The organism is Pseudomonas sp. MEJ108 (genome assembly GCF_030208985.1).
In the GTDB taxonomy this organism is placed as follows: Bacteria; Pseudomonadota; Gammaproteobacteria; order Pseudomonadales; family Pseudomonadaceae; genus Aquipseudomonas; species Aquipseudomonas fragariae.
Genome location: NZ_JARVSW010000039.1, coordinates 30,616 through 56,893 on the forward strand (window position 1 = coordinate 30,616; position 26,278 = coordinate 56,893).

General features: G+C 59.4%; 25 protein-coding genes. 5 read left to right on the forward strand and 20 right to left on the reverse strand.

Annotated elements, in window-relative coordinates; translation table 11 throughout:
- Positions 1 to 337: 337 nt before the first annotated feature.
- Both QRN50_RS17325 and cysZ read right to left on the reverse strand, forming a co-directional pair.
- Complete coding sequence (locus QRN50_RS17325; protein WP_024640126.1) at positions 338 to 682, reverse strand: hypothetical protein; 345 nt, start codon at positions 680 to 682, stop codon at positions 338 to 340.
- Between the two features lie 195 nt (positions 683 to 877).
- On the reverse strand, positions 878 to 1,639 hold the full coding sequence (gene cysZ / locus QRN50_RS17330) for a sulfate transporter CysZ (RefSeq protein WP_003408742.1): 762 nt from the start codon (positions 1,637 to 1,639) through the stop codon (positions 878 to 880).
- A gap of 375 nt (positions 1,640 to 2,014) precedes the next feature.
- Between cysZ and trxB the strand changes: the two genes are divergently transcribed.
- Positions 2,015 to 2,977, forward strand: a complete 963-nt coding sequence (gene trxB, locus QRN50_RS17335; RefSeq protein WP_003316986.1) for a thioredoxin-disulfide reductase — start codon at positions 2,015 to 2,017, stop codon at positions 2,975 to 2,977.
- Positions 2,978 to 3,090: 113 nt separating this feature from the next.
- Here trxB and QRN50_RS17340 read toward each other — a convergent pair whose 3' ends face one another.
- The 7 genes from QRN50_RS17340 to QRN50_RS17370 form a co-directional block, all read right to left on the reverse strand.
- Positions 3,091 to 3,432 carry a HopJ type III effector protein gene (locus QRN50_RS17340; protein ID WP_004406855.1) on the reverse strand — a complete coding sequence of 114 codons (342 nt, stop codon included), beginning with the start codon at positions 3,430 to 3,432 and terminating at the stop codon, positions 3,091 to 3,093.
- Positions 3,425 to 3,724 (reverse strand): DUF1244 domain-containing protein, encoded by a 300-nt coding sequence (locus QRN50_RS17345; protein ID WP_024660895.1) that lies wholly within the window; start codon positions 3,722 to 3,724, stop codon positions 3,425 to 3,427. Before QRN50_RS17345 ends, QRN50_RS17340 begins: the two co-directional genes overlap by 8 nt.
- Positions 3,725 to 3,767: 43 nt before the next feature.
- Entirely contained in the window at positions 3,768 to 4,139 is a 372-nt protein-coding gene (gene folX, locus QRN50_RS17350) for a dihydroneopterin triphosphate 2'-epimerase (RefSeq protein WP_003316983.1), read from the reverse strand.
- Positions 4,139 to 4,702, reverse strand: a complete 564-nt coding sequence (gene folE / locus QRN50_RS17355) for a GTP cyclohydrolase I FolE (protein ID WP_003346200.1) — start codon at positions 4,700 to 4,702, stop codon at positions 4,139 to 4,141. Before folE ends, folX begins: the two co-directional genes overlap by 1 nt.
- Positions 4,703 to 4,723: 21 nt before the next feature.
- Positions 4,724 to 5,434 (reverse strand): dihydromonapterin reductase, encoded by a 711-nt coding sequence (gene folM, locus QRN50_RS17360; RefSeq protein WP_024640124.1) that lies wholly within the window; start codon positions 5,432 to 5,434, stop codon positions 4,724 to 4,726.
- Between the two features lie 234 nt (positions 5,435 to 5,668).
- On the reverse strand, positions 5,669 to 6,235 hold the full coding sequence (locus tag QRN50_RS17365; RefSeq protein ID WP_003346204.1) for a putative antibiotic biosynthesis monooxygenase: 567 nt from the start codon (positions 6,233 to 6,235) through the stop codon (positions 5,669 to 5,671).
- A gap of 151 nt (positions 6,236 to 6,386) precedes the next feature.
- On the reverse strand, positions 6,387 to 6,992 hold the full coding sequence (locus QRN50_RS17370; protein WP_004406840.1) for a hypothetical protein: 606 nt from the start codon (positions 6,990 to 6,992) through the stop codon (positions 6,387 to 6,389).
- A gap of 206 nt (positions 6,993 to 7,198) precedes the next feature.
- Between QRN50_RS17370 and QRN50_RS17375 the strand changes: the two genes are divergently transcribed.
- The 3 genes from QRN50_RS17375 (at position 7,199) to QRN50_RS17385 (ending at position 9,445) form a co-directional block, all read left to right on the forward strand.
- Positions 7,199 to 7,651, forward strand: coding sequence for a flavodoxin (locus QRN50_RS17375; RefSeq protein ID WP_024652336.1), 453 nt, complete (start codon positions 7,199 to 7,201; stop codon positions 7,649 to 7,651).
- A 111-nt stretch (positions 7,652 to 7,762) separates the two neighbouring features.
- Positions 7,763 to 8,674, forward strand: coding sequence for an SDR family oxidoreductase (locus QRN50_RS17380; RefSeq protein ID WP_096127121.1), 912 nt, complete (start codon positions 7,763 to 7,765; stop codon positions 8,672 to 8,674).
- A 213-nt stretch (positions 8,675 to 8,887) separates the two neighbouring features.
- On the forward strand, positions 8,888 to 9,445 hold the full coding sequence (locus QRN50_RS17385) for a hypothetical protein (RefSeq protein WP_011266774.1): 558 nt from the start codon (positions 8,888 to 8,890) through the stop codon (positions 9,443 to 9,445).
- 229 nt (positions 9,446 to 9,674) lie between these two features.
- Here the strand turns inward: QRN50_RS17385 and QRN50_RS17390 are convergent, their stop codons facing one another.
- The 7 genes from QRN50_RS17390 to QRN50_RS17420 form a co-directional block, all read right to left on the reverse strand.
- Positions 9,675 to 10,478, reverse strand: coding sequence for a SirB1 family protein (locus tag QRN50_RS17390; RefSeq protein WP_004406833.1), 804 nt, complete (start codon positions 10,476 to 10,478; stop codon positions 9,675 to 9,677).
- 81 nt (positions 10,479 to 10,559) lie between these two features.
- The gene (locus tag QRN50_RS17395) at positions 10,560 to 11,432 is read right to left on the reverse strand and encodes an alpha-amylase family protein (RefSeq protein ID WP_024643039.1); all 873 of its coding nucleotides are present in this window, start codon (positions 11,430 to 11,432) and stop codon (positions 10,560 to 10,562) included.
- A 31-nt stretch (positions 11,433 to 11,463) separates the two neighbouring features.
- Entirely contained in the window at positions 11,464 to 13,428 is a 1,965-nt protein-coding gene (locus QRN50_RS17400; protein WP_057458014.1) for a bacteriophage N4 adsorption protein A, read from the reverse strand.
- Positions 13,425 to 15,545 (reverse strand): glycosyl transferase family protein, encoded by a 2,121-nt coding sequence (locus QRN50_RS17405; protein WP_058399043.1) that lies wholly within the window; start codon positions 15,543 to 15,545, stop codon positions 13,425 to 13,427. Before QRN50_RS17405 ends, QRN50_RS17400 begins: the two co-directional genes overlap by 4 nt.
- A gap of 12 nt (positions 15,546 to 15,557) precedes the next feature.
- Entirely contained in the window at positions 15,558 to 17,774 is a 2,217-nt protein-coding gene (locus QRN50_RS17410) for a cellulose biosynthesis cyclic di-GMP-binding regulatory protein BcsB (RefSeq protein WP_024643042.1), read from the reverse strand.
- 167 nt (positions 17,775 to 17,941) lie between these two features.
- A complete protein-coding gene (gene wecB / locus QRN50_RS17415; protein ID WP_004406828.1) occupies positions 17,942 to 19,192 on the reverse strand; it encodes a non-hydrolyzing UDP-N-acetylglucosamine 2-epimerase in 1,251 nt (416 codons plus the stop codon).
- A 703-nt stretch (positions 19,193 to 19,895) separates the two neighbouring features.
- Entirely contained in the window at positions 19,896 to 20,162 is a 267-nt protein-coding gene (locus QRN50_RS17420) for a YebG family protein (protein ID WP_004406827.1), read from the reverse strand.
- A gap of 411 nt (positions 20,163 to 20,573) precedes the next feature.
- Between QRN50_RS17420 and QRN50_RS17425 the strand changes: the two genes are divergently transcribed.
- A complete protein-coding gene (locus QRN50_RS17425; protein WP_003316964.1) occupies positions 20,574 to 21,062 on the forward strand; it encodes a phosphate-starvation-inducible protein PsiE in 489 nt (162 codons plus the stop codon).
- Between the two features lie 61 nt (positions 21,063 to 21,123).
- Here the strand turns inward: QRN50_RS17425 and QRN50_RS17430 are convergent, their stop codons facing one another.
- From QRN50_RS17430 to fecA, 4 genes are all read right to left on the reverse strand, one after another.
- Positions 21,124 to 21,456, reverse strand: coding sequence for a YXWGXW repeat-containing protein (locus QRN50_RS17430; RefSeq protein WP_004406825.1), 333 nt, complete (start codon positions 21,454 to 21,456; stop codon positions 21,124 to 21,126).
- A 264-nt stretch (positions 21,457 to 21,720) separates the two neighbouring features.
- Positions 21,721 to 22,053 carry a DUF3509 domain-containing protein gene (locus QRN50_RS17435; RefSeq protein ID WP_032619615.1) on the reverse strand — a complete coding sequence of 111 codons (333 nt, stop codon included), beginning with the start codon at positions 22,051 to 22,053 and terminating at the stop codon, positions 21,721 to 21,723.
- Positions 22,054 to 22,951: 898 nt separating this feature from the next.
- Positions 22,952 to 23,380, reverse strand: coding sequence for an HPF/RaiA family ribosome-associated protein (locus tag QRN50_RS17440; protein WP_003365451.1), 429 nt, complete (start codon positions 23,378 to 23,380; stop codon positions 22,952 to 22,954).
- A gap of 273 nt (positions 23,381 to 23,653) precedes the next feature.
- Positions 23,654 to 26,002, reverse strand: a complete 2,349-nt coding sequence (fecA, locus tag QRN50_RS17445; RefSeq protein WP_096127120.1) for a TonB-dependent Fe(3+) dicitrate receptor FecA — start codon at positions 26,000 to 26,002, stop codon at positions 23,654 to 23,656.
- Positions 26,003 to 26,278 lie beyond the last annotated feature (276 nt).

Sequence of the window (26,278 nt, forward strand, 5' to 3'; positions counted from 1 at the left end):
GATTACTCCTGTTTTTTTTAATCAGGAGAGCAAGGATGATGCCATATTTAATATATTGCTTGTTCCTGCACCGTTGCGATCTTGTATTAGAGGTCGGGAAGATATGTCCTACGCAATATTCCTACGTGTAATGTTTTTTCATATCTCGGCAAATAGTGTCTGCTTGCGGCAAGCTGTTGCCGTTACACGGAATGGAGTTATATAAGCTGGTTGTGGGAATACTGATATATAGCTGTAAGAAGCCTCCCTTTTAACGCCGAAGTGCCGAACAGATAACTCGTTATCTGTTCGGCACGCTCTCAGGCGTAGTCGTCACTCAGCCGGTCAAGCGGGGCACTCAGCCCAGATCACGAACCAGTTGGCCGATCACTTCGCCCACTTTGGCCAGATCCGGTGCCGCCAGACGATGTTCATCGGCATACGAATACGCCACGGTGAACAGGCCGGCGGTGCGGGTGGAGTAGGCAGGGGCGTCTTTCTCGAAAACACGGTTTTCAGCTTCGGCAGTCAGCGAAGTGGAGCTGATGACGATGCGCTCTTCGGGGTCGTTCACACCGTTGATGTACACGTTGTCCGGGTTGATCGACCATTCGGCCAGTTCACTGACCAGAAAGGCGCGGATCTTTTCCTGAACGGTAGCGTTGTCAGCGGCCAGTGCAGCAGGATTTACTTGAGCATTCATGATTTAACTTCCTTGTTAAGTTCATGTGTCGCCTGGTTTCATGGAAGGTGGCTTCACATGAACGGGTTGGTTGAGGCCCCATTTAGCCCCAACTGGCAGGTTGAGTTGCGGTGCATATTTATATGTGTGTGATTTTTTTCTTCGGGTGTGCCGAACCGCATGGCGCGGTCCGGCATGTCTTCATTCAGCCGCGTGTCAGCCGCGTGCGTGAGTCACCGGCAACGCATCCGCGCCGCGCTCGCGCACCCAGAACAGCGTTGCACCGGCCACTGCAGCAGGCATCATCAGCAGGTTGACCACCGGGATCAGCAAGGCAACGTAGACGATGCCGCCGAAGCTCAGGCTCTGCCAGCGTTTGCTCTTCAGCCAGCCGAGCATTTCGTTCCAGCCCAGTTTGTGGTTATCGGCGGGGTAGTCGATGTACTGGATCGCCATCATCCACACCCCGAACAATAGCCATAGCGGGGCGGCGATGATGTTGGCGACCGGGATGAACGACAGGATGAACAGGCCGAGCATGCGCGGCAACATGTAGCCCAGCTTGCGTGCTTCGCGGGCCAGGGTGCGGGGCACCATGGCGACCAGTTCGGCCCAGCTGAAATCGGGCGATTCGTCTACGCCACGAACCACGGCTTCGACCTTTTCGGACAGAAACCCGTTGAATGGCGCGGCGATGATGTTGGCGACTACGGTGAAGGTGAAAAACACCATCAGCAGCACCAGCGCCACGAACAGTGGCCAGAGGATGTAACTGAGAAAGCTCAGCCAATGAGGCAGGGTCGGCATGAAGGTGTCGACCCACAGCTCGAACTGATGCACCGCCAGATAGATCAGGCCGCAGAACAACACCACATTGATGCTCAATGGCAGTAGAACGAACAAGCGCAAGCCTGGGCTGAGGACCAGTTTCAGGCCCTCTCTCAGGTATTGCGGGCCGGTAAGGGCGGGAGCGGGCATGGGAGTCTCCGAGTGCTTGAAAGGCGTGACCTTACCGGCTTTGTGATGGCCATGAAAGAGCTGAGCGCCGACGGTTTTTGAGCATGCCAGACTTGTGGCGTATCCTTGGCGAAGGAAGATTATCCGAATGGCTCGTCACCCATGCGCTGCTTTCAGGCGCCCACGCTATAGAAGTGACCTATAGGGTGGATTGTGAAACGATATTTCCTTAACCTCTGCGGCCCCGATAGGCTGTTCGGCAATCCAGGACCTGTCCTTCAGGTCAGAATTTTCAGGACCCGCCGAAGCAAATGACGCTTCCCCAAGCGTTTCGGTGGTCCTTTTTATCCAGCCGTCCCGACCGCGGCGTAAACGGTCGGTCGATAGGAGTGTGTCATGTCAGACGTACGTCATTCCCGAGTGATCATTCTCGGTTCCGGCCCTGCCGGTTACAGCGCTGCGGTCTACGCCGCTCGCGCCAACCTCAAGCCCCTGCTGATCACCGGCATGCAGGCTGGCGGCCAATTGACCACGACTACAGAAGTTGATAACTGGCCAGGCGACCCGCACGGCCTGACCGGTCCTGCCCTGATGGAACGCATGCGTGAGCATGCCGAGCGTTTCGAGACTGAAATCGTCTTCGACCACATCAATTCGGTTGATCTGGCCGGCAAGCCGTTCAGCCTGCAGGGCGATAGCGCGACCTACACCTGCGACGCCCTGATCATTGCCACCGGCGCCAGCGCCCGCTACCTGGGCCTGCCTTCAGAAGAAGCGTTCATGGGCAAGGGTGTTTCTGCCTGCGCCACCTGCGACGGTTTCTTCTATCGCAACCGTGAAGTCGCGGTGGTCGGTGGGGGTAACACCGCGGTGGAAGAGGCGCTGTATCTGGCCAACATCGCCAGCAAGGTGACCCTGGTTCACCGTCGCGAAACCTTCCGTGCCGAGAAGATCCTGATCGACAAGCTGCACGCGCGTGTCGCCGAGGGCAAGATCGAACTCAAGCTCAACGCCACGCTGGACGAGGTCCTGGGTGACAACATGGGCGTGACCGGTGCGCGCCTGAAGAACAACGACGGCAGCAGCAGCGAGCTGAAAGTCGACGGCGTGTTCATCGCGATCGGCCACACGCCGAACACCTCGTTGTTCGACGGCCAGCTGGCCTTGAAGGACGGTTACATGGTTGTGCAGGGTGGCCGTGAAGGCAACGCCACAGCGACCAGCGTCGAAGGCGTATTCGCTGCCGGCGACGTGGCCGACCACGTGTATCGCCAGGCCATTACCTCGGCCGGTGCCGGCTGCATGGCGGCACTCGATGTCGAGCGCTACCTGGACGGGCTGGCTGACGTATCGTTCTGATCGTTGCCGTCTGATTCACTTCGTGCCAATGCTTTGCATTGGCACGAAGTTCGCTGCGTTCTGCTGGATATATCTGCGCCGCGCGACAAGGAGCAGCGGTGCTCAAGCTCTGATCAAGCCTTGCGCTTGAGCGGCTCGCCTGCAAACTTCACACCCGCCAGACCATTCGCCATCAGCGCACGGATATTGCCGTGGTCGCTGCCTTCAGGTGTGGCTTGCACCGAGCGGTAATGCTCGCCGAACGCCAGCAGTGCCTCTTCGTCAGTCAAGCCTTCCAGCAATGCCAGGCCCAGGGTCTTGCACGACCCTTCGTTTTGCCCGGCAGCATTGTCGACGTCGCCGTTTCTGAAGGCCTGAGGCTGATAGTCATAGCCGTCGGCGATGAATGCCAGGGTGTCGGCAAACGCATGCTCGCCGCTGCTCAGGCTGGTGCGCAGGGAATTCAGATCAGTCATTTTGTTTGGTTTCCTTGACGAACGCCGCCTGTTGTTCGGCGTTCGCTTCTTTCTGGTAGCGGGCTTTCCACTCGCTGTACGGCATGCCATAAACCACTTCACGCGCATCATCGAGGCTGAGGTCGATGTGCTTTTCGTCAGCAGCGGCCTTGTACCACTTGGACAGGCAGTTGCGGCAGAAGCCGGACAGGTTCATCAGGTCGATGTTCTGGACATCCTTGCGGCTGTCCAGATGCGCGACCAGTCGGCGGAAGGCTGCGGCTTCGAGTTCGAGGCGTTCTTGCTCGGTCATGACGGGCTCTTTTCAGTTGACGGTTGAGGTCATGATAAGAGTTTCAGCGTTGACCGGCGAGCGTGATCGATACCGATTCGGCAAAGCGCAGGGCGTGCGGCTTGTCGACTTCCACTTCAGCGTAGGTTACCGCCTCGTGGCTCATCACCAGGTCCAGCACTTCCTGGGTCAGTCGTTCCAGCAGGGCAAAGCGATTACCCTCGACATGCTGGATGATGGCCTTGGTGATGGTGCGATAGTTGAGGGCATGCTCGATGTCGTTATCCCGCACGGCTTCCTGAGCGGCATACAGAATCGTCAGGTTGATCAGCACGTCCTGTTTGTTGAGGATTTCGTCCTCGTTGATGCCGATGAACGTGCGCAGGCGCAGGTCCTTGACGCGGATGCGTGCGGTGCCAGGTTCGAGTCTTGCCATTATTGTCTGCTCCGTCCGATCAATTGCAGAAACTCCATGCGCGTGGTGCTCGAGTCACGGAAGGCGCCGAGCATCACTGACGTATTCATGGTCGAATTCTGCTTTTCGACGCCGCGCATCATCATGCACATGTGCTGGGCTTCGATGACCACCGCTACACCGGCGGCTCCGGTGACTTTCTGAATCGCATCGGCAATCTGTTTGGTCAGATTTTCCTGAATCTGCAGACGGCGGGCAAACATGTCGACGATGCGTGCGATCTTCGACAGACCCAGCACCTTGCCGGTCGGAATGTAGGCGACATGCGCCTTGCCTATGAACGGCAGCAGGTGGTGCTCGCAAAGCGAGTACAACTCGATGTTCTGGACGATGACCATCTCATCGTTATCGGAGGCGAACAGCGCGCCATTGACGATTTCTTCGACGCTCTGGGTGTAGCCATGACACAGGTACTGCATGGCTTTGGAAGCGCGTTTCGGCGTGTCCAGCAGACCTTCGCGGTCTGGATCTTCACCAAGGCCGAGCAGAATGTCTCGATAGTGCTGGGGCAGGGACGAACTCATCAGAATGATCCTCGGGGCGGCTTACTTGACGTGCCGTCCGCCGTTTACGGTCAGTGTTGTGCCGGTGACATAGGTGCTGTCCAGAAGATAACGCAGGCTCTGGTAAATCACCTCTGCACCAGGCTCTATGCCCAGGGCCGATTTGGCTAGGGCGTTGGCGCGGTAGGCCGCATCATCCTTGGGTTGAAACATCAACAGCGCCGGTGCTATGCCGTTGACTTTGACAAGCGGGGCGAACCTGGCAGCGAAGGACAGCGTCAGGCTTTCCAGGCCGGCCTTGGTTGCGCAGTAGGCGATGTGCTTGCTGCTGCCCTTGCGGGTCACGTCATCGCTGATATGCACGATGTCAGCGACCTCACTGGCGGTCAGCAACGACTCGCAATGCAGATTGATCAGGTAGGGCGCCAGCATGTGCACGTTGAACATGCGGGTGAAGTTGCCGGCTTCATCGCCCGGTGTTTCTGCCAGCCACTCGGAAGCATTGTGGACAATGGCCCGCAGGCTCGAGGTCTGGGTTTTCAACAGCTCGACAAAGGCCATGATCCCAGCCTCGCAAGAAAAATCCCCGTGGATGGCCACCGCTCCAGCCTGGCGCAATTCCGTCACACTTTCGTGCTCGGTGCGGTAACTGATGATCACCCGTTGCCCGTGTTCGAGCAGACGCAAGGCGCAATGCAGACCTACGCGCTGGCTGGCGCCGGTGATCAGGACAGGTGCAGAAGAGATTGCCATCGACAGCTCACGTATCGGTTATCGGGAGTGGACGGGGATTGTACGGTCGATTGTTTCTTCCAGATTACAGGCAAAGTTATACCAGAGAATTTTTTTGTACAACCCTGGGTATCATGAAACTCGTCAAGCCAGCGCGCGCAGCCGCTGGGCACGGGATGGCCGGGGAAATGAGAGGGAGCGAGGAGCGACCAAGACCTGTACCGAAGGGTAGGGGGTGTACAGGTCTTTATGAGCTTAGCGAGGGGAAGGTGATTGCGTCGGGCGTGCCGGTGCCGGCGTGCTCTGTAGCCAGGGTGCCAGCAGGCGCGTGGACAGCGGGATGAACAGGTAGACCATCAGCGGGGTGAGCACCGCGGTGCTGATCATGATGCGCGGCAACAGGTCCAGATGATTGAGCAACGGGCCCAGCAGAAAGTTGAAGATCAGCGACACGGGGAAGAACGCCAGCCAGATCGCGACGGCCTGTTTCCAGCGTGGCGGGCGCTGATCGATTGCGCCGAACCAGCCGTCGATACCGCTGACCCGATGCTCCGAGGGTTGTGCGAAAAGACCGCTGCCGCGCACCAGCCAGGAGCGCCGAGAGGCGGAATGCTCCCAGGCGTGCATGGTGTGCTCATCGGTGAAGCGGAAAATGATCTGAAATTCGTCATCGCCGGGCGGGGGAGCCAGTACCCCTGAACCCAGATACCCCGGAAAGTCCGTGGCCAACTGTTCGCCTTCGTGCAGCCAGGCCATCATTTCATGGTAACGACCCTGCGCCACGCGGCGGGCAACCATCAAGGTGACGGGTGAGGTAGACATTGTATATCTCCGGTAGAGGCGTGAAATTCCCGGGTAGGGAGGTCACATGCCGCGATCCGGGATGGTGGATAGCGACAGCTTCACGTGAACAGCAAGCAAGGATTATTCCTGAAACGCTGAGAGACCGGTAGAGCGTTGCCGGGCAGGCGGGTTACTTGTGCAGGGACGGATGTTTGCGACGATGCTCTTGCAGGATGTACTGACGCAGGCGCTCGGCATCGTCCTTGCCATGCTTGCTGAAGTGATAGGCACCGACGTTTTGCCCGATCATTCGCTCCAGCTTGCCGCGCATTGGAATAGGCGCTTGACCCGGCGGGTTGAACCAGGCTGAAAAGTTTCTCGGCAGCTTGCCTTCCTTGCGGTACTCGAGCAGTACGCCCTTGAACGACAACTCGTGGACCCACAGCGCTCTCAGTGCGCCCTTTTCGGTTTCGAGAGGGATCGGCTCTTCCAGCACGAGTCGCCATGGGCGGATCTTCGGACCTTCTTCGAAGATACTCGGCGCGCCGAGCTCCAGATGCAGTGCGTGGAATTCGTCCTCGACCAGGTGCAGAGGGAAATTCATCTGCTGATTCTCGAACTGCGCATGAATCGTGACCTGCTCATGAGCGGCCAGCTTTGTCAGCAGATCCTGAATCTGGATGCCGCCATTGACCAGCAGACTGCGCGTACTGTCACGTACGTTCAACTGGGGGTTGCGCTGCATGCTCTGGATAAAATCCAGCTCAGCCTGGGTGAGAAGTGAATCAGGTTGCATGGGCGGAGGCTCGGTCTAACCGGTTATTGAGAACACAGACCATTGATTCCGCAAAGTGTTCTGGCCATCCGTCATATTTTTTCATTCAAGTGTTTCAGCTCTGCTGTGCTTCTTCGGGCAGACCGAAGGCAGAATGGTCCGTAGAAAATTCAGACGGCATTCTAAGGCATAATGTTTCACTTTTTTAAGCTGCTGCAGGAATAACCATGAAAGTCGCCATCGTGTGTGGAACGGTCTACGGATCGGCCGAGGAAGTTGCCAGACACGCCGCTGCACTGTTGCGTGCCGCCGGCCATGAGACCCTCGTCAATCCGCGCCTTATGCTGCCGGATCTGCTCGCCTTCGAGCCTCAGGCGCTCCTTGCTGTGACGTCGACCACCGGGATGGGCGAGTTGCCCGACAACCTCATGCCTCTTTATGCAGCGCTGCGCGACGGTCTGCCAGGCGAGCTGCGTGGATTGCCTGGTGGGGTGATCGCACTGGGCGATGCCAGTTACGGCGACACCTTCTGCGCAGGCGGTGAGCAGATGCGCGAACTGTTCGCTGAGTTGGGCGTTAGCGAAGTGCAGGACATGTTGCGTCTGGACGGAAGCGAAAGCGTCACCCCGGAAACCGACGCCGAGCCGTGGCTGGAAGCGTTCATCAAGCATCTGGGCTGAAAATATCGCGCTCCTTTATGGGGAATGATTCAGCACAGCAGGTGTTGATTGTGGCTGTGCAGGGCGTGGACGACACTCATCGCAACGTCTTTCTGAGGCATGGAGCCAGCGATGAGCGAGTCAGTGCGTTTTGACGATAAAGTCGTGATTGTGACCGGCGCAGGGGGTGGGCTGGGTCGGGCTCATGCGCTGCTGTTTGCGAAACATGGTGCGCGAGTGGTGGTCAACGATCTGGGCGGTTCTGCGCATGGCGAAGGGGCCAGCGCGTCTGCCGCCGATTGCGTCGTGGCCGAGATTCGCGCGGCAGGCGGCACTGCAATAGCCAACCATGATTCGGTGACCGAGGGCGGCCGCATTGTGCAGCATGCGCTGGACGCATTCGGGCGCATCGATGTGCTGGTCAACAACGCTGGCATTCTGCGTGACAAGACCTTCGCCAAAATGGAGGACGCCGACTGGGACCTGGTCTATCGTGTCCATGTCGAGGGGGCCTATAAGGTCACCCATGCTGCCTGGCCTTATCTGCGCGAGCAGAATGACGGACGGGTGATCTTCACGTCATCGACGTCCGGTATCTACGGCAACTTCGGGCAAGCCAATTATGCGACGGCCAAGCTGGGGCTTTACGGGCTGACCCGCACCCTCGCGCTGGAAGGTCGCAAGCACCGCATCTTCGTCAACGCCATAGCGCCGACGGGCGGTACACGCATGACCGAGGGGCTGATTCCCGCCAATGTCTTCGAGCTGCTCAAGCCCGAGCTGGTCAGCCCGCTGGTGGTGTACCTGTGCAGCGCACAATGCCAGAGCAGTGGCGAGCTGTTCGAAGTGGGCGGTGGCTGGATCGGCAAGGTCCGCTGGCAGCGCAGTCAGGGAGCCTGTTTCGACCCGCAGGCAGGCTTCAGCCCGGAAGACGTCGCGGCGCAGTGGCAGGCGATGGGTGATTTCGCCAACGCAGCGCACCCTGCCGACACTGGCGAGGCGCTGAAGGAAATGATGGCCAACCTGCAGAAGTACGTTAAATAATCAGCCTCTGGCAGTTGCTGCAAGACCGCGGTTATTGGTTGCGCGTGCGCGCTTATTCACGCTGACGGCTTGATTATGTGTGAGAAGTTTCACCGAGTTATGTAAGTGCTGTCTTGTGGCACTGTAGGGCAGGTATGGATTTTTGCACGCCTATTAATCATGCCGTGCTGGCCCCGATATGAAGTTCGAACACATTCATATCTGGAGTGACACATGGCCAAATCAATATGGGGCGACTTTCCGCCGGTAAACGTCGCGGCGCCTCCTGAACGCGTCAAGGTCAAGAAAGCTGCGGCACAGGTGACCCAGGTGCTTCAGGAGGTGGGCGAAAATTCGATTGCGCTCAATTCCCTGGCGATGGAAAAACGCAAGATGAAACCGCTGTTCAAGGGCTTCAATCCTGAACAGATAAGCCCCAAGGATCTCAACAGAGCGGGGATGATCCTGTACAAGTTCGGCATGATCGATAATCACACCGCTGAGTTGATGAGTCGCGCAGGCGACGAGTTCGACAAGAAAGGCAAACTGGTCGACCCCAGCAAGGAAATCAATGCGCTGGAGTTTTTTGCCAGTCGGATCATCGACATGAAAGAGAAAGCGCTGAGCGGCGATCCATACGCCAACGCGCTCTTGCCTGATTACATCAAGACCATCCATATCCTGCAGAATCTTCAGGTGTTTGCCGAGTCGGGTGACAGTTACGAGATGCGCAAGATCAAGGACATGGAAAGCAAGGGGCTGATCAAAAAAACGCCGAATGCCAAGGGCTGAGGCACGCAGCACGCATGAAGGCTGAAGGCGTTAAACCTGCAGGCAATAAAAAAGGCCGCTGCGCAGAGACCTGCACGGCGGCCAAACAAAACGCAGGATCAAGGGAGCTTGCAAATCCACGTCGATTTAACGCGCGCAGGTTAACCGCCATCACGCGTCTGAAAAATCCCCGCGCAGGATATGCAGCATTACCCGGCAGGTAACAATTCGCCGCGAATGAGCAGGATGCTCAATGAACGCGGTGGTTTACCGATAAATGGCTCAGGCGCTCGGCAAGCTGGAGTCTTTGCAGTGGGTCTTCACTGAGCAACAGCGCGCGCTCCAGATCGAAACGTTCGGCCTGCGGGCATTCAAGAAACTGATACAGACTGGCGCGAGCCAGGTGATCGCTGCTGGTGGCCTGGCCCAGTTCGACGATGCGGTCGGCATCCTTGAGCGCCGCGAGGACATTATCGTTGATCTGGTGCAGGTGCCGCAGGTTGCGCGACAACCGTTGCAGCATGCTGGTCGGGGTGGCGCGTGTCATATGTTCGGCGCGCAGCTGCATGGTCGGGCCGAACTGCCGGATCAACAGCTCGCGGCAATCGGCGGGATAGAGCCTGCGCCCGCTGCAGGGGTCGAGCAGGTGATCGGCACCCGGCACGCGCAGCAGGAAGTGACCCGGGAAGTTAACGCCTTCCAGTGCGATATCCAGGCGTCGTGCGATCTCCAGCGCGATCATTGCCAGCCCCAGTGGCTGGCCTCGACGCTGCCGCACGATCTTGTGCAAAAGGGCCGAGTCGGGTTTGGGAGGGTTCCAGTCATCCTGCTGAAAACCCAGGGCGTTGAGATGCCGCAACAGCGGCTGGGCAAGTTCAGGCGCAGGCAGGGCAGGCAGCGCTGAATTTATCTGGCGCTGCAACTGGTCCATTTCGCTCATCACCTCATGCCAGGCGAGGTGCGCGTCATGTTCGCTCGACACCCATAACGCAGCTTCAAACACCGCGGGCGGTGTCTGTTGCAGGCAGGCCAGGCAATGCTGACGTGGCGTCATTGACCACTCCGTGCGGCTCGAAATCCAGTACGAAGACTCTTTGTAGCCCTGTGCGCGAATTTCGTCCAGCGCCACTTGTTTCTACTTGTTCAGAGCTTCTATCAGGTCGGGTGTCACATAGTGCGGACCGTCGAACAGATACAGCGGATAGCCATCGAATGCGGCGATCTGCGGTTTCAGTTCGGCCGCCGTTGCCGGGCGGAAGCCGCCGCCTACCTGCGGACGAAAGGCTTCGACGATGATTCTTACGCGATTCTTGCCCAGCCTGTTGCGCAAGGCATCGGCATAGGTTCGGGCAACCGGGGCGGTGCGGGCATAAACACCCACACCATCCTGAAAGAACACGCCGATATCGTCCGGCAGCCAGGTTTTCAGCCAGTCTGCCGTGGCGGCGGGCCCGATATTGCCGCCATCGTAGACGCTGATCCATAACGGTCTGGGCAGTTTCGCCAACAGTGCGGGTAACTCCTTGGCCCGACTCCAGCTGGGATCGACCTCGGCGGGGAAGTACCAGCCGGTGACATTGAGCGGCGTTTTCACCTTGGCCAATTGCGCCGAAAGCACCGCCAGTTGCTCGATATTGTCCCGTGAGCGGGCTTCGCTGAAGTACCCGGCCAGCCCGAGGATCACCTCCTGCGCCCACGGCTCCTTGCCTATGCGTGTCCAGTCCGGCAACACGGGCACACTGGCCATCGGCGTGCCCGGTATGAACGCCTGATCATCGACCGCCGTCCACTGCACGAGCAATTGCCGTGCGCCGAGCCTGTCCCAGTTGCCGCTTATGCCTACGGTTGCGTTATCCGGTTGCCAGACGATGCCGACCACGCCCGGGCCCTTGGGCTGGATCAGCAGATACAGCTCGCTGGTGCCGAAGGCGATCGCCCCCACCAGCAGGGCGGCCACCGAGGTCTTGATCAATGTTGCCTGTCGCAGCAGTGCGGCCAGAGCCTTCAAACATTACTCCCTGATGGGTGACGGGCGCGGGTCACCACGAGAACGTCATGCGTGCGAAAACGCCTTCTGCGCGGTCATCGCCAAACACTTTCTCGCGATACTGCACGGAGAAGTCGACATACGACTGCGGCGCCTTGTACTTATCCTCGCGGAACCAGTAACGCACGCCCGTACCGACACCAAGCCCGCCAGCATTACCCGATGATGTGCTGCTACGGCCGAGACTGTCGACCTCACTGCGCATCTTCGAATCGTAGTCCACTGCGGCGACCACATGGGGAAACACCACCAGCCGCGGGCTGATGCTGTCCAGACGGAAGCTGCGTCCGACCTGCCACTCGCTGTTGAAATAGTTGCGCTTGTCCTGCAGATAGCGCCCGCCTTCAGCGTACAGCTGCGACGTCCACCAGCTCGGTACATCGACGCGCAGGTCGGTGCCGATGCTCGAGCCGTAGCCCAGGCGCACCAGCCAGTCGCCGTCGGCGTTCGAGTTGCCTAGCGGAAAGGTGCGTTCGAAGGCACCGATCACGTTGACTGCGCTGAACGGCTTGACCCGGATACCGAGCGCGCCCTGCAAAGCGTCCGCGCCTGTGTCGGAGTCGCCTTCCTTGCTCCACAGCGTGTCGGTGACGCGTCCGTAAAGCTCGACGAAGCGCGCATTGCGGTAACCGAAAGGGCGCCAGAACACTTCGGTGCTGTTCTGCACGCTGTCATTGCTGCCGCCGGGTGCGCCGCTCAGGCCGCTGCTGGTGCTGGCACCCCGATAAGTCGTGGTGTTGGTCAATCCCCATTCACGGGACAGATCAGAGACGGCGCGTCGGGTGTCGAACACCTGTTGCGCGGGCATCTGCAAATCGCCGGTCTGCTGATAATCGAGCACGCGTTTGAAGTAGGCGATGGCCTGCGCATCGTTCGACGTGCGCATCGCGCTGTAGGCGGCATCCTGCACTTCGCGGGGCTTGAGGCCGGACTGACGGTCGACACGCTTGAACGTATCCAGCGCACCTTGATCATCGCCCGCCTGGCTGAGGAAATAGGCTATCTGCACTTCATCGCCGGGTCGCAGTTGGCCCGCGTCGCGTGCTTTCTGCAGACGTTGCAGCGCCTCACTCGGCTGGCCCATGGCGGCATACAACGAGGCCTGTTCACGCAGTGGCAGGTTGCCTACCGCCATGGCCTGGGCGAAGTCCTGACGCGCACCGTCCTGATCGCCCAGGCGCTGACGCATTTGTCCGCGCTGGACGAGCAGGGTGGCGTCGTTGCCATTCAGCGCCAGCGCTTCGGTGGCCGCAGAGCGCGCTTCGGCATACTGCCCTTGGGCAATCAGGGCGCTGACCAGTAATTTCCGGTAGGCCATCTGCTTTGGGAAACTGCGGACAGCCTCCCGCGCCTCGCTGACCGCGGTGTCGTTATCTCCGCGAGCCAGTGCCTTGTAGCCGGTGGCCGCCTTGTTGACCGCCACCTGCTCCTGAATCGCCTGCCGACGACGCGTCAGCACCTGTTGCGGCCCCAGTGCCTGCTCGGCATCGTTGATCGCTGCCTGTGCTTCATCCAGATGCTGCTGACGTTGCAGCGCCTCGATCAGCATCATGCGGTAATCGAGGTTCTTCGGTGCCTGGGCAATGGCCTTGCGCGCATGACTGGCCGAGCCGTCGTAGTCGCGGTTGGCGTAGGCGCGCAGCGCCTGATTGCCTTCCAGATAGCCAGGTTGCGGACGTGTCTTGTAAGCGCGTTGCGGATGATCGCGGCGGTACTTGTCGCGTTCGGCCAACGTAATGAGGTCACGCAACTGCTGAGCGTCACCGCGCTGACGCAACGCTTCGTTCGCTTTGGCGATGGCCAGGTCGTAATCCTTGCGGTTGTAGGCCATGTAGGCTTCGTTGGCGATGGCATACGCCGGGCCGGTCAACGGCAAAGGCAGGGTTTCTGCCTGGCTGAACGGCGAAGAAAGACTCAGGCCGGTCACCAGCAGCGACAGGATGAAGGGGCGCTTCATAGTGGCTGCTCCGTTTGATCGTCAGATCGGTAATGGTTGTGCTGACGTGCCACAGCCTGTTCGATGGTTTCTCTGGGCAGCACGCCAATGTCGACCAGGTAGTCGCCGATCCGGCCATGCACATGCGGGCGGTAGCCGAGCATGGCTTTCTGGAACACTTCGCGGTCCAGCAGGCCTTGCTCGATCAGCAGATCGCCCAGCAGTGGCGCTCTGGCTGGAAGCGGCTGACCCTCGACCACCTGAAGCTGACGCAACTGCGCGACGATGTCGCTTTCACGGGCAATCAACTGCACCGGCTCGGCACCCAGCTGTTCGCTAATCTGCTGCAGACCGTCAGGCGGCAGCGGGCTGGCCACTGCGATTTCCTGGCGGCCCAGCGCATTCATTTGCAACGGCACGACACGCCAGCGCAGGCAGAACTCATCCGCCAGCACACTGTTGTCGGCACGCTTGCTGGCGATGTCGAACACCCGCGGCAGGTCATTCTGGAAGGCGATGGCCTCAGCCAGGGTTTCATCGTCGAGCCAGCCGTGGCTAAGCAAAATCCTGCCCAGGGGCACCTGACGGGTTTGCTGTTCAGTCAGTGCGGTCTGCAGTTTTTCGTCGTTGATGGCTTGCCAGGACAACAGCACGCTGCCCAGACGGCGGGGCGCGACGGCAATCAGGTCGGAAGACGGGAAGTCGTGCATGGTCTTGTCCCAGACCAGCTTGCGGTTGAGCACCTTGCCCACCAGAAACATCCGCCATGCCCGAGCCGCAGCCATGAAGTTGACGAAGTTGCCGACCACCATGCGCGGTATCGACAGCAAACCGTGCTGCCAGCCGTAAAGCACGGTGGTGAAGTAGCAGCGATGCAGGATCCGCCACAGCAGTGCGATGCCGTTGGCCACCAGCAGATACTGAATCAGGCCGGTGGTTTCAAAGGGGGTCGGAAAGCTGGTATTCCACAGCCCGCTGGAGCGCAGAACGATCAGTGCCAGCAGCTGGATGAGGATCAGGTAGGCAATGATGCTGATAAACGATGTCACCACACCCTTGCGGTCGCGAAACAGCAGGTAACGGTTTGCCAGCGAGCCGGTCCAGCCCATTTGCTCCCAGCCTTGCAAGCCGATACCCAGCGTCCAGCGCGCTTTCTGGCGAAAGGCAGTGCGGAAGGTGTCCGGGAAGAATTCGCGCACGCACAGCGGCATTTCCAGCGTCGATTCGTAAGGCTTGCGGAACCACGATTTGCGCAGCACCCGAAATTGCACCGGGAAGCGTACGAAGATCGCCTGCATGCCGTACTTCGCCAGTCGCGCGCCGACGTCGTAGTCCTCGGTCAGGCTTTCGGTATTGAACGGCTGGTTCTGGTTTTCATCCGCCAGCACCATCAGCGCACGTCGCGAGAAGCAAGTGCCGACACCGGCCGAAGGCACGGTGTCAGTCATGCTTTCGCGTACCACCAGGTCCTTGCCGTGCCATTCGGCGAACTCGTCCATGTAGGTGCCGGCTACCCATTCGTACCAGTTGCGTTCCAGCGACACGACCGGCAACTGGATCATGTCCTTGCGCGGCAACAGGTAATTGAACAGGCGCAGTTCAAGCGGGTGCAGCACGTCTTCGCTGTCGTGCAGGATAGTCCCGGCGAACTGTACGGCGTGGGTCTTCTCGTACAGGAAAATCGCCTGGATCACCCAGTTCAGGCAGTCGGCCTTGCAGGTCGGGCCGGCGTGCGGCACCTCCACACGGTGCAACTGCTTGTAGCGGCGACGCATGCGCTCCACTTCATCGATGGTGCGCTGGTCGTTGATGTAAGTGCCGACGAACACCACGTAGTTCTGATAGTCGAGCGTCGACACCATGTTTTCGATCATCGGCGCGATGACGTCGTATTCCAGCCAGGCCGGGACCATGATTGCCAGCGGCTGCTCGTCACGGGCAGTCAACTGCTCGGCAGTCAGTGGCCGGTAGCGACGATCGGCGGTGAACTTGCGGTACAGCCGGCGCGACCAGTACCAGATATCGATGAACAGGTCATCGATACTCGATACCAGGATGATCAGCCCGACAACGATCGTCGCGACTTCCAGCACGCTGTAGTAATGGGCCAGCCAGTAAGGCCAATAGAGCGACGTCATTGCGGCGGCCTGTTACGAGCGATTGCGACGGGCGCTACGGCCAGCCAGCAACAGAATGAGAAAAAGTACGATGCCGGCCGGGATCAGCCACAGCAGCGATGGTTTGCGCCAGGCCTCGATGCCGGTGCTTTCCTCCTCCTCGATCATCTGGCTGCCGGTCGGGTCCTTGGCGTCGAAGGTGGCGATCGGGCCGCTGTCAGCCAGCAGCGCGGCGTTGCCACGTTCCAGCAGTAGCGGACGTTCGAACACAGGAGCCTGACCGCCCAGCGAGCGATAGACCATGCCGTGCTGGCCGCCGGCTTCGATCACTTGCAACGAAGCCAGGTGGTTGAGCGACTTGAGGTCGAGCAGCGTCTGCTCTTTATGGTTGATCAGCAGATGCCCGTCGCTGCTGGCCTTGACCGACTCGGCGCCGTCCTTGACGGGCAGTTCGAAGGCCAGGAACGCCTTGGCAGGTGTCACGGCTACGCTGGCGTCATCGCTGACGCTGAGCTGTGCGCGCAGCGGCGAGACGCCGGAGGCGCTGGCGATGCGGATGACTTGCGGCAGGCTGCTGGCCGGGCGCTCGAGGTAGCCCTTGGGCACCATGATCTGCGTGTCGGTGGCGAAGCGTGCCGCCATGCCCGAGAAGTTTTCGTCAGGCGTGACCTTGTCCAGCACGATGTGGCTGGTCGGCAGTACCGAGATCGGGAACGCCTGCGGCGTTTCCAGGCACTGGTTGCTGACCGGCTGACGCTGGAAGGACACGCGCAGGACGTTCTGCGCCGCCAGTGCGTATTGCGGAATGCGGGCTTCGATGCGCTCTTTCTTGCCATCGGGAGTCAGTTGCATCGCACCGATCAGGTAATCGTTGAGGAACAACGTGGCAACCGGCGGGGTACCCGATGCACCGGGGGCGGCAGCGATATCGATCATCGCAGTCACCGGTACGCGACCGTCATAGGCAACGCTGCCCAGCGGGAACGAGGCGCTCCAGTCGGTTTTTGCCAGCACGTCCACCGTGCCGGGCTTGCCGCCCAGACGGGTCAGTGCGACACGACCGTCTTCGCTCAGAGGCATGGCGGCTTCTTCGCCAATGGTCAGCTGGCGATTGCGCGCCAGTTTATTCCACGCCGAGCTGAACAGGCCGATGGCTTTGTTGGCCGACTCCGGCTTGATCATCAGCAGCGCGCGATTGCCCAGCAGGGCCAGACTCACGTCATCCCCGGCGCTGTTGGCAAGCGGCTTCTTGATGTGACGCTCGCGCCACTGGGCCAGTGCACTGGCCGCCGAAGCATCCAGACCCTGCACCTGCGCCTGGAGAGCGTCCATGGCGCCGTCGATAGCCTTGAGCAACTGCGGATCGCTGATCGCCAGGTCGGCCTGCAACGCAGGTGTCTGGCCGAGCATCAGCAATGCACCGATTTCCGCCGGGTCGCGCAGGGTGTACTGGCCCTTGCCTTCGAGCCCTGCAAACGCCGGAATCTGCTTGAGTTCCGCCGGAATAGTCAGGCCGCTCAGGTCTACGCTGTCCTGCACCGCAGGGAACGGCAGGATGCGTGCCTGCTTGCCGATGCGCTCCAGCGCTACGCCCAGACGCCAGGCGGCATCGTAGCTGGCGTTCGACAATGTGCCGGGTGCGACCAGCAGGCCGGGTTTGCCGGGCAGTGCGTTCCATACCGCGCCGACGTCCTGCAACTGGCTGGCGTCATAGCTGTAAGTGAGGCGTGTGTGCGGATCGATGCGCAACACGTTGCCGATCGCGCGTTCATCCTCGCAGAGCGCTTTCGAGATCACCGACGACCAGGCAATCCCCAGCCGCACCGAACCGCTTTCCCGCGCTGCCTTGTCGACGCCCAGCGTTGCACTGGCGTTGCCCTGTTCTTCATTGAGGCCCAGCGCACGTACCGGATAACCGTCCAGCGACAGCAGCAGCGTGTTGCGGCCGGCCTCGCCGTTCAGGTAACTGGCATCGAAATTCAGCGTGGCCTCGGTCAACGGCACATTGGCAGGCACCGGCAGATACAGCTCGCGGCGGGCATCGGAGGCATTGAGGATGATCGGGCGATCGATACCCAGCTCCCTCAACTCGATCACGCGCTCCTGGCGATTGTCGGCAGTGATTCGGTTGATCGCCTGGGTCAGCGGGCTTTCGGCAGCCAGGGCGAATGCAGGCATCAGCGCCAGCAGGCTCATCCCGCAGGCAAGTACGCCAAACGCGCCCATGTTTACGGCAACGGAAGATTTCATCGTGCAGATCTCGGTAAAGGCTCAAGGCCATTGGGTCTTGATACAGGCTGCCGGTCTGCTACAACGTTTTTCGGGCACTCGGTCTGAACCGGGTGCCCGTATCGTTTGCGGACTGCTTCCTGCGGATTTTTTTGGGGTTCGTTTGCGCTACCTGCGCGTCCTTTTGGCTAACTGGCCATCGAGCGCAACTCTGCATGTTCATGCTGGGGCTTGATTCGTGTATCCAGGTGTCTGTCCACCGGGTCCTGGCGCTGACGCGGCAGCTCGGCGACAAACTCATCCACCGGACGGCCCATCAGGGCATCGACGATCCGTGAACTGGCTTTGCCGTCGCCATAGGGGTTGGCTGCACGGGAGGCGTTCTGCCACAGCGCATCATCGTCAAACAGGGCGTTCACACCGCGAATGATGGCGTCCGTCTCGGTGCCCACCAGGCGCACAGTGCCCGCCGCGACCGCTTCCGGGCGCTCGGTGACATCGCGCATGACCAATACCGGTTTGCCCAGCGACGGCGCTTCTTCCTGCACGCCACCGGAATCGGTGAGGATGACGTGAGCGCGTTGCATCAGGCGCACGAACGACAGGTAGTCCAGCGGCTTGATCAGGTGCACGTTGGGCAGATCGCCCAGGTGCTCGGTCACCGGCCCAAGTACATTGGGATTCAGGTGCACCGGGTAAACGATCTGTATGTCGTCGCGTCTGGCCAGTTCGCCCAGCGCCTTGCAGATGTTCAGGAAGCCGTCGCCGAAGTTCTCGCGACGATGACCGGTGACCACCAACACCCGGCGCTCGGGCACCAGGAACGAAAACTGGCGATCAAGTGCATGGCGCAGCTGGCGATTGCTGTCGATTCGCTGTGCCGTCAGGTGCAGGGCGTCGATCACGGTGTTGCCGGTCACGAACGAGATACCCTGCAGGCGCTCGCCCAGCACGTTGCGGCGCGACTCGGCGGTGGGGGCGAACAGGTGATCGGAAATCAGATCGATGCAACGACGGTTCATCTCTTCAGGCCATGGCTGACGGATGTCACCGGTGCGCAGACCTGCTTCGACGTGGCCGATGGGGATCCGGCGATGAAAGGCCGACATGGCCGCCACCATTGCTGATGTGGTGTCGCCGTGAACCAGCACCCTGTCCGGTTTCATCTCGTCCAGAATCGGGTCGATCGCCGCGTAAAGCGCAGCGGTCAGCGAGTTCAGCGTCTGATCCGGGCGCATCACATCAAGGCTGTAGTCGGCTTTGAGCTCGAACATGTCCAGCACCTGTTGCAGCATGCTTTGATGCTGCCCGGTAATGCAGATTCTTGAGTCGATACCCGGCTCTGCAGCCAGTGCTCTGACCAGAGGAGCCATTTTGATGGCCTCCGGACGAGTACCGAAAATGGAAAGGACCTTCATTCTGGGGTGCAGACCAGCCATTATTTCCTCCCGCGCCCTGAGCGCGTCGCACGGCAGCAAAAACCAGACTGAGAACAGCGTGGTCAGCTTGCGAGTTGATGAGTTTCTCGGGCGGAAAGATCGGAGTTTGTGGCTCGATGTTCACTTCAGTGTGAATGTAGCAATATGCCTTGTTACCCGGAGTTGTCGGGATTATTAACAGAACAAGGTAATAAAGCAAAACGTTTATTAAGTATTTTTCAAAGTAACAATGGCCAGGAACTTTGGAATTTCACCACGGTCAGTACAGGGTTAAATTTTTTTATAAATAGCGTTTTGGCCAATGAATACGGGGCTTTCAAGGGGTTTTTGCAACACTTTTCCAGCTGTTTTGAATGCCGGATTTCCAGCGGTAGTTATGGATGATGGCAAAAAGTTCCAACAAAGGCAGCCGCGCTGGGGCGTGCGTCACTACAGCAGAATCCTGACGCCTGTTTAATGACAGGAAGAGAGAAGGGGTTCACAAAAATGACGCTGATATAATGACGGTCGGGAACTTTGATTAGGTATCGAGTTTGACACGCTGACGGGCAAGCGGGAGGTTAGGAGTTGGCTTAGATACTGTTCAAGTTGTGCGGTATATACAGTATTGAGTTGTAGCAGCAATACGGGTGATTGCCCAGCCATTAAATGAGAATGATTGGCGACCCCCTCGCAACGAGGGGAGTCGCAGCCCACAACGGAATCAGTCTTTCGCCTCGGCCGGCTCCGACAGCTCGCTGAGTGCGCTCGCGTTGTTCTTGAACGCCGCTGCGAACACGGCGCGATTCTTGGCCATGTAAATGCTCGCGTCCTCTGCATGCTTCTCCGAGATCCCCGGCACGTTCTTGATCAGGACGTCGGTGAGAAGCTCGGCCAGCTCGAGCATTTGGTCGTGCGCATCGGCGAGTTTACGGTCCACGAAAGTAGTCTCCAGATCGCGGGTACTGCGGTAAAGGGTTTCAACAGCCATTTTGGCCTCGTCGTCTTATCCAGTGTTGAAAGGGCTAGACCCGGACGTTCAGCGCTTTGTGCTCTGACCAGCGGGTATGCAAAGCATTGATCGTGCATGACCAGCGCGCCGGTCAGGTGTAGCGGGGCACTGCGTGAAGGCCTTTAGGGAAACTGGCCTGCGACGCAACAGCGAAAGCGATTTCTCGATTACTGTGTTTTTATACAGTAAAAGCCATGTGCCAATCAAGCCCTGCCTGAATAGTGGCGTTTACGCATCTTTTTTGCGTTGCAAATGTGCCTTGCGACAACCCGCCGCGCTCTCAACCATAGCCTATGGCCCTGTTCCTGCTTTAAAAAGCAGGCCACAACAGTGTCACGCGTACCCGGCATCATCCGGTCGGCATAAACGAAGGTTCAGAGGTAGCGCTTCATGGGAAACAAATGGGCAGTAAAGATAAGACACCGCGTGCATGCGCAGGCCGAGTCGCTGGGCAACCTGTGTGTGGAGAGCTTCCACTTTCTCGCCCTGTTCGCGATCGGCGCGATCACTGCATGGGCGTCAGTGGTTGCATTCCTGGGGATGGTCGAGAAAGGCAACGTCACGGTCGATGACATCCTGCTGCTGTTCATCTATCTCGAGCTGGGGGCGATGACCGGGATTTATTTCAAGACCAACCACATGCCCGTGCGCTTCCTCATCTATGTGGCGATCACTGCACTGACGCGGCTGCTGATTTCCGACGTGTCCCACCACAACCCGCCGGACATCGGCATCATCTACCTGTGTGGCGGCATTCTGTTGCTGGCGTTTGCGATTCTGGTGGTGCGCTATGCGTCTTACAAATACCCTTCAGCGAAGATTCCCGACTCGTCCAGCACCGTCAAAGGCGCGGTGACGGAAGAGAAGGGCGAAATCTGATCGAGGCAATGGCGGCATCTGTGCAAGATGCCGCCAGCACGCTGCTTATAGAAGAAGGCAATCAGTTCAGCCAGACCCCGGCACGCCAGTGCCAGCCATCACCAGCGCTTTCCCAGTGCGGATGCACATAGTGATAGCCGGGTCGCTCGGCTTCCCAGTGGCCATGCACCGGCACGAAACGCTGGCCGTTCCAGTGCCAGTAACCGCGTGCCCATATATAGCCGGGGCGAGGGGCCGGTTCCACCTCGACGACGCGTTCGGGTGGCGGTTGCGGCGCGATCACTTCTTCGACGTATTCATGATGGACGTGCGGTCGTTCATGGACCACACGCTCCTCGACACAGCCTGACGCGATCGCAAGTGATGCGATCAATAACCCATAACGTAAATACATGTTGCCTCCTCGGAATAACCCGCAGGTGCAGTGGCGCTGAACTCAGTGCCCAGTCGCTCGAATGTTTCTGCGCAAGGATTGTTGTAGCAGGATGTATCTGTACTTTTGCTGAAGAGGAGGGAGGGGGGAATGATAGCTAAAGGCCGGTTTTACGGGGGGAGGAGGTCATTCAAGCCGTCTGGAGACGATGGCGTGGCATCAACATATTCTGGCTCTGTGCAGCGCCATTAACGGCGCTGCACAGAGGGGAAGGGCAGGTGTCCATCAAGCTCCGGCATTCACCGTTGCCTGACTCTGCGGCCATGGACCATTGGCCGGGGCAGGTGTCTTTTTCAGGGTCGCGCCGTCGGTCAACGCCGCGAGGATCTTGATAGCGCTGTCGCCACGTTCGATGGCGATGCCAAATTGCACGCTTTCGATTAGCTTGCGCAGGCGTTGTGGGTCATTGCGTTGCGCGGCGCTGATCAGGCGCTTGGCAACGACGCCGCGTTCGTTGGACAAGGTCAGCATGATGCTGCCGTCCAGCCCTTGAATGCTCAGATTCACCCGGTAGTCGGGGTGAAACGTGTCCGTGATCATTTGAAAAGGATTGTCCATATCATTCACCTGCTCAATGGTCTGCATAAGTTGACCGGGTCGTAGTCCTTTTGGTTCTCGACGACTGATCAGCGGTTGCGTTACTCCTGCGCCTGCTGCTGACCGTTTTGCTGTCGTCTTTCGCGTTGATGACAGGTTCGTTTAAGACGCTTTAACGCACTCTCGACATGAGTCCGCGCCAGGAAGTGGCCGTCCTGATGGCCTGCCTCGTGGTGCGTAGTACAGGGCTTTGCATGGTTCGGGCCATATTGCCGGGGCGATACGCTAAAAGCTGCCGAGCGGGAGTGCTGCGCAGCCGCTTTCTGGCTTGCTTTGCGGCAAGACAAGCCAGTCAGTCCGGTTGAAAAAAGCGCTCTCCAAAACGTGCCGGGGGTGCGTCACGGACATGATCTGGTTGTCTCGCGAATGACGTTTTGCAGGGTTTTTTCGAGTGATTGTCTGACACTCGGACAACCGATTCTTGACGCCAGAGATTCGTAACGACGGGGTCGAAACCGTCCTCGCGTGCTGTTCAGGTTCCGGTGTTGAGCGCGGTGCTGCGGAACGGCGAGATGCATATTGAGCGCTTGTGGGCATGCATGGCTGACCAGCACACTCACAGAGGTGAGCGGCGTGCTTTTTTTGCTCGCCGATGGCTTTGCGGTGCCGCTCGACGGGCGCCTGGTGCGGCGTGTTAAATTCGATGGACGGCAACCGGCGATCGAAACGGCTGCAAGGCGAGCGGTGGATCAGGGTGGCCAAAGCTGTGCAGCGACCTTTTGTGGTGCGCACCGATTGGGGCATACAGACGTGTGTCGGCCACGCTGTCGGTGTGCACTGCGCTTGCCGGCCTATGGCGAACAAAAAGGGCGAGCCGTTGCCGGTTCGCCCTTTTTTTGCAAAACGTGTCAGTGGAACATCAGGTCAGACGAGCGGCTTCTTTCTCCTGCTCTTTTTCCAGAAATTCTTCTTCGAGCAGCGCGTCCGGGCTTACCGGATCTTCATCCTGTTCGGCGATGGTCGGTGCGGCGCCTCGTTTGCCGCGCAGTTTGCCAAACAGATGCTCGAGGGCGTGATCGAGTTTTACAGCAGCGCCATCCACAGCCTGATCTACCGTATCGGCCTTGTGGGAAACAGAAATGGGTTGGTGTCCTTTGGGGCGAGCTTCCATCTGGCACTTGATGTCGTGTGGGCCAGGCTTGTCGCCGTTTTCATCGCGGATGTGGACTTCCACGCGGGTCAGGTTTTCATCGTAGTGTTCGAGCGTGCTTTCAACGGTGGTACGAACCCACTCCTCCAGTCGGATACTGCTTTCGATGTGATTATCGCTATTGACCTGGATTTGCATAGTTAATCCTTATTAGGGCTTGCTCGTGCGAGGCTGGACTGCATGATTCCTGTCGGAATCGTTTTCGTTTGCGCTCATTCACAGTGTTGGCGGCAATCGCCTGACAATTCAACCCCAATGTGTAAGAAATATTTCGCAGCAAAAAAGGGCTGCCTTGGCGCGAGGTTACGAATCAGGAGCGGACGCAGAGCGTCCAGAACGGCATTCCCACGCGGAGCGTGAGGAACGAGAGGTGTCCGGGAGAACACTGCTCTCGCGCTCTGGCGTCCGAAACTAGAACGCGACCGATGTCTGTACGTACACCGTGCGTGGTTCGCCGACGTATTTGCCGCGGTTGTTGTCGTCGAACGAGCGGGTGTAGTACTGGCGGTTGAAGATGTTCTTCATCCCGACCGCAACGTTGAGGTCAGACAATTGCGGGCCGAAGTCGTAGTTGGCGCGGGTGCTGAACAGCATGTACCCAGGGATCTTGCCGGTGCTGCCGTCGGCGCTTTCAGCCGAGGTATTAGCGTTGTCGGCAAACTGGTCGCTCTGGAAGGAGCTGTCGAAATTAAGCTTCCACGGCCCTTCGGTGTAGCTGACGCCCATGGTTCCCTTGTGCTTTGACGAGAACGGCACGCGATTGCCCTTGTTCGGGCCGTCTTCGCGAATCGTGGCGTCGACGAAGGCGTAGGTCGCGTAGACATCGTAGCCGGCCAGCACCGGGCTCAGGCCCTCCAGCGCATAGTTGACGCTGGTCTCGATGCCCTGATGACGCGTCTCGCCGCGTGCGATAACCGTGTCATTGGTCTGGTTGCTGTCGTACTGGTTGTCGAAATTGATCAGGAACGCGCCGATCTCGGCCCGCAGGTTGCCGTTGTCGTAGCGTGTGCCCAGTTCCCAGGTGCGGGCTTTTTCCGGTTTGACTTCATCGCCGGTGACGCGGTTGGGCATCTGGCTGTACTGCACACTGCCGAACGAGCCTTCGGTGTTGGCGTACAGGTTCCAGGTGTCGGTCAGGTGGTAAAGCACGTTCAACGCGGGCAGTGCGGTGCTGTAGTCGCCCTGGTAGCGGGCGTTGGTCAGGTTGTTGTTCTGCGCGGTGTCGATCATCTCGTAGCGAATGCCCGGCGTGATGGTCCACTTGCCGATATCGATGCGGTCGTCGATGTAGAACGCATGCGCTTCGGTCGCGCCGCGTGTGTCGCGGTCGTTGCGACTGGCGGTGGTTGGCAGCTCGCCCGTCACCGGTTCGCGATAGCGCAACTCATGACCGGCCTCGTTGACGTAGCGGTAGCCAACGCCGACTTCATGCCAGGTCTCGCCCAGCGCAAAGCCTTGCGAGAAGCGTGTTTCCAGGCCGCGCACCCAGTATTCGCGGGGCGACAGGGAAACGAAGCTGCCCTGATCCAGATAGCCGCTGCGCAAGGTCTTGGTGAAGAACGTGTTGGCGGTGAAGACGCGCGCGTCCTGCTCATAGCGATAGCCGAAATTGAACAGGGTGCGACGGCCCCAGAACTTGTCCTTCAGGCGTGTCGACTGGTACGGGTCGGCATCGTAGTCCGCGACGCTGAGGCCTCCAGGCATCTGTGCTTCGCCATCGTAGTACTGCGCCATGGCGTTGAGGCTGTTGGCGTCGTCGATCTGGTATTTGCCCTTGAGAATCAGGTCGTCGATTTCGGTGTCGCTGTGCTCGCGCCAGTCGCCGCCGCGCACGCCGGAATACAGAATCGCGCCGCCCAGGCCGTTGTCCGCGGTACCGCCTGCCAGCAGGTTGCCGGTGGTCTTGAAGCCGTCGTGGCTGGACGACGGGCTGGTCTCGGTCTGGATGCCGCCCTTGAGAGTGGGGGCGTCGGGGATCGCGCGGGTCACGAAGTTGACGATGCCACCCACGTTCTGCGGACCGTAACGCACTGCGCCACCGCCACGCACCACATCGACTGCGTCCATGTTGCCCATGCTGATCGGCGCAAACGACAGTTGCGGCTGGCCATAGGGCGCGAACGGCACCGGGATACCGTCCATCAGCACGGTAGAGCGCGACGCCAGGCGTGGATTGAGGCCGCGAATGCCGAAGTTCAGCGCCATGTCATGGCTGCCGGTGCCGTTGTTGTCCGGCGCATTGACGCCCGGAATGCGATTGAGCACTTCACGCGCCGATGTCGCACCGACCCGCTCGAATTCCTCACGACGAATCACGTCACGCGCGCCCGGATGCTCGAAAACGTTGGTTTGCTGCGCAGCGCCCAGCCAGTCACCGACCACCGTAGAGACACCCAGTTCGATCGGCGCGCCAGCGGTATTGGCCGGTTGCAGGGTAAAGCCGTTATTGCCATCGGCCATGGCCTGCAGGCCGGTGCCTTCGAGCAAGGCATTCAGGCCCTGCTCGGGCGTGTACTGACCTTCCAGGCCACGGCTTTTCAGGCCGCTGGTGATCTGCGAACCATAGGAAATCAGCACGCCAGACTCACGACCGAACTGGTTCAACGCCGCTTCAAGCTCGCTCGGCGCAATGTGATACACCTTGGGTGCGACCTCGGCGGCCTGCGCCATCGACAGGCTGCCGACCGAGAGGCTGGCGCCGAAAATGACATGGCGCAATGTACGCACCAGCGGCGAAAGTTGGGTAGGGCGGGCTGACATGCAGGAGTCCTTTGACCGGAAGGTTGAGAGAGGCTTTCCCTGTCTGTCACGCGAGGATCAAAAAACGGCTCACGCTTTTTGAAAAATTTTAGCCGGCCAGTGCAAATCTACCTGACATCCCCAAACCGCTGTGTGACGCAGAGCGTCACGAACGGCATTCCCACGCTGGAGCGTGGGGACGATAGTCAAAATCGCGTTCACTACCATCGAAATGCTTTTCGACCACGATGGCACTGACGACGCAGAGTGCGACGTAAGTGACGGCTGAGTCCTGGC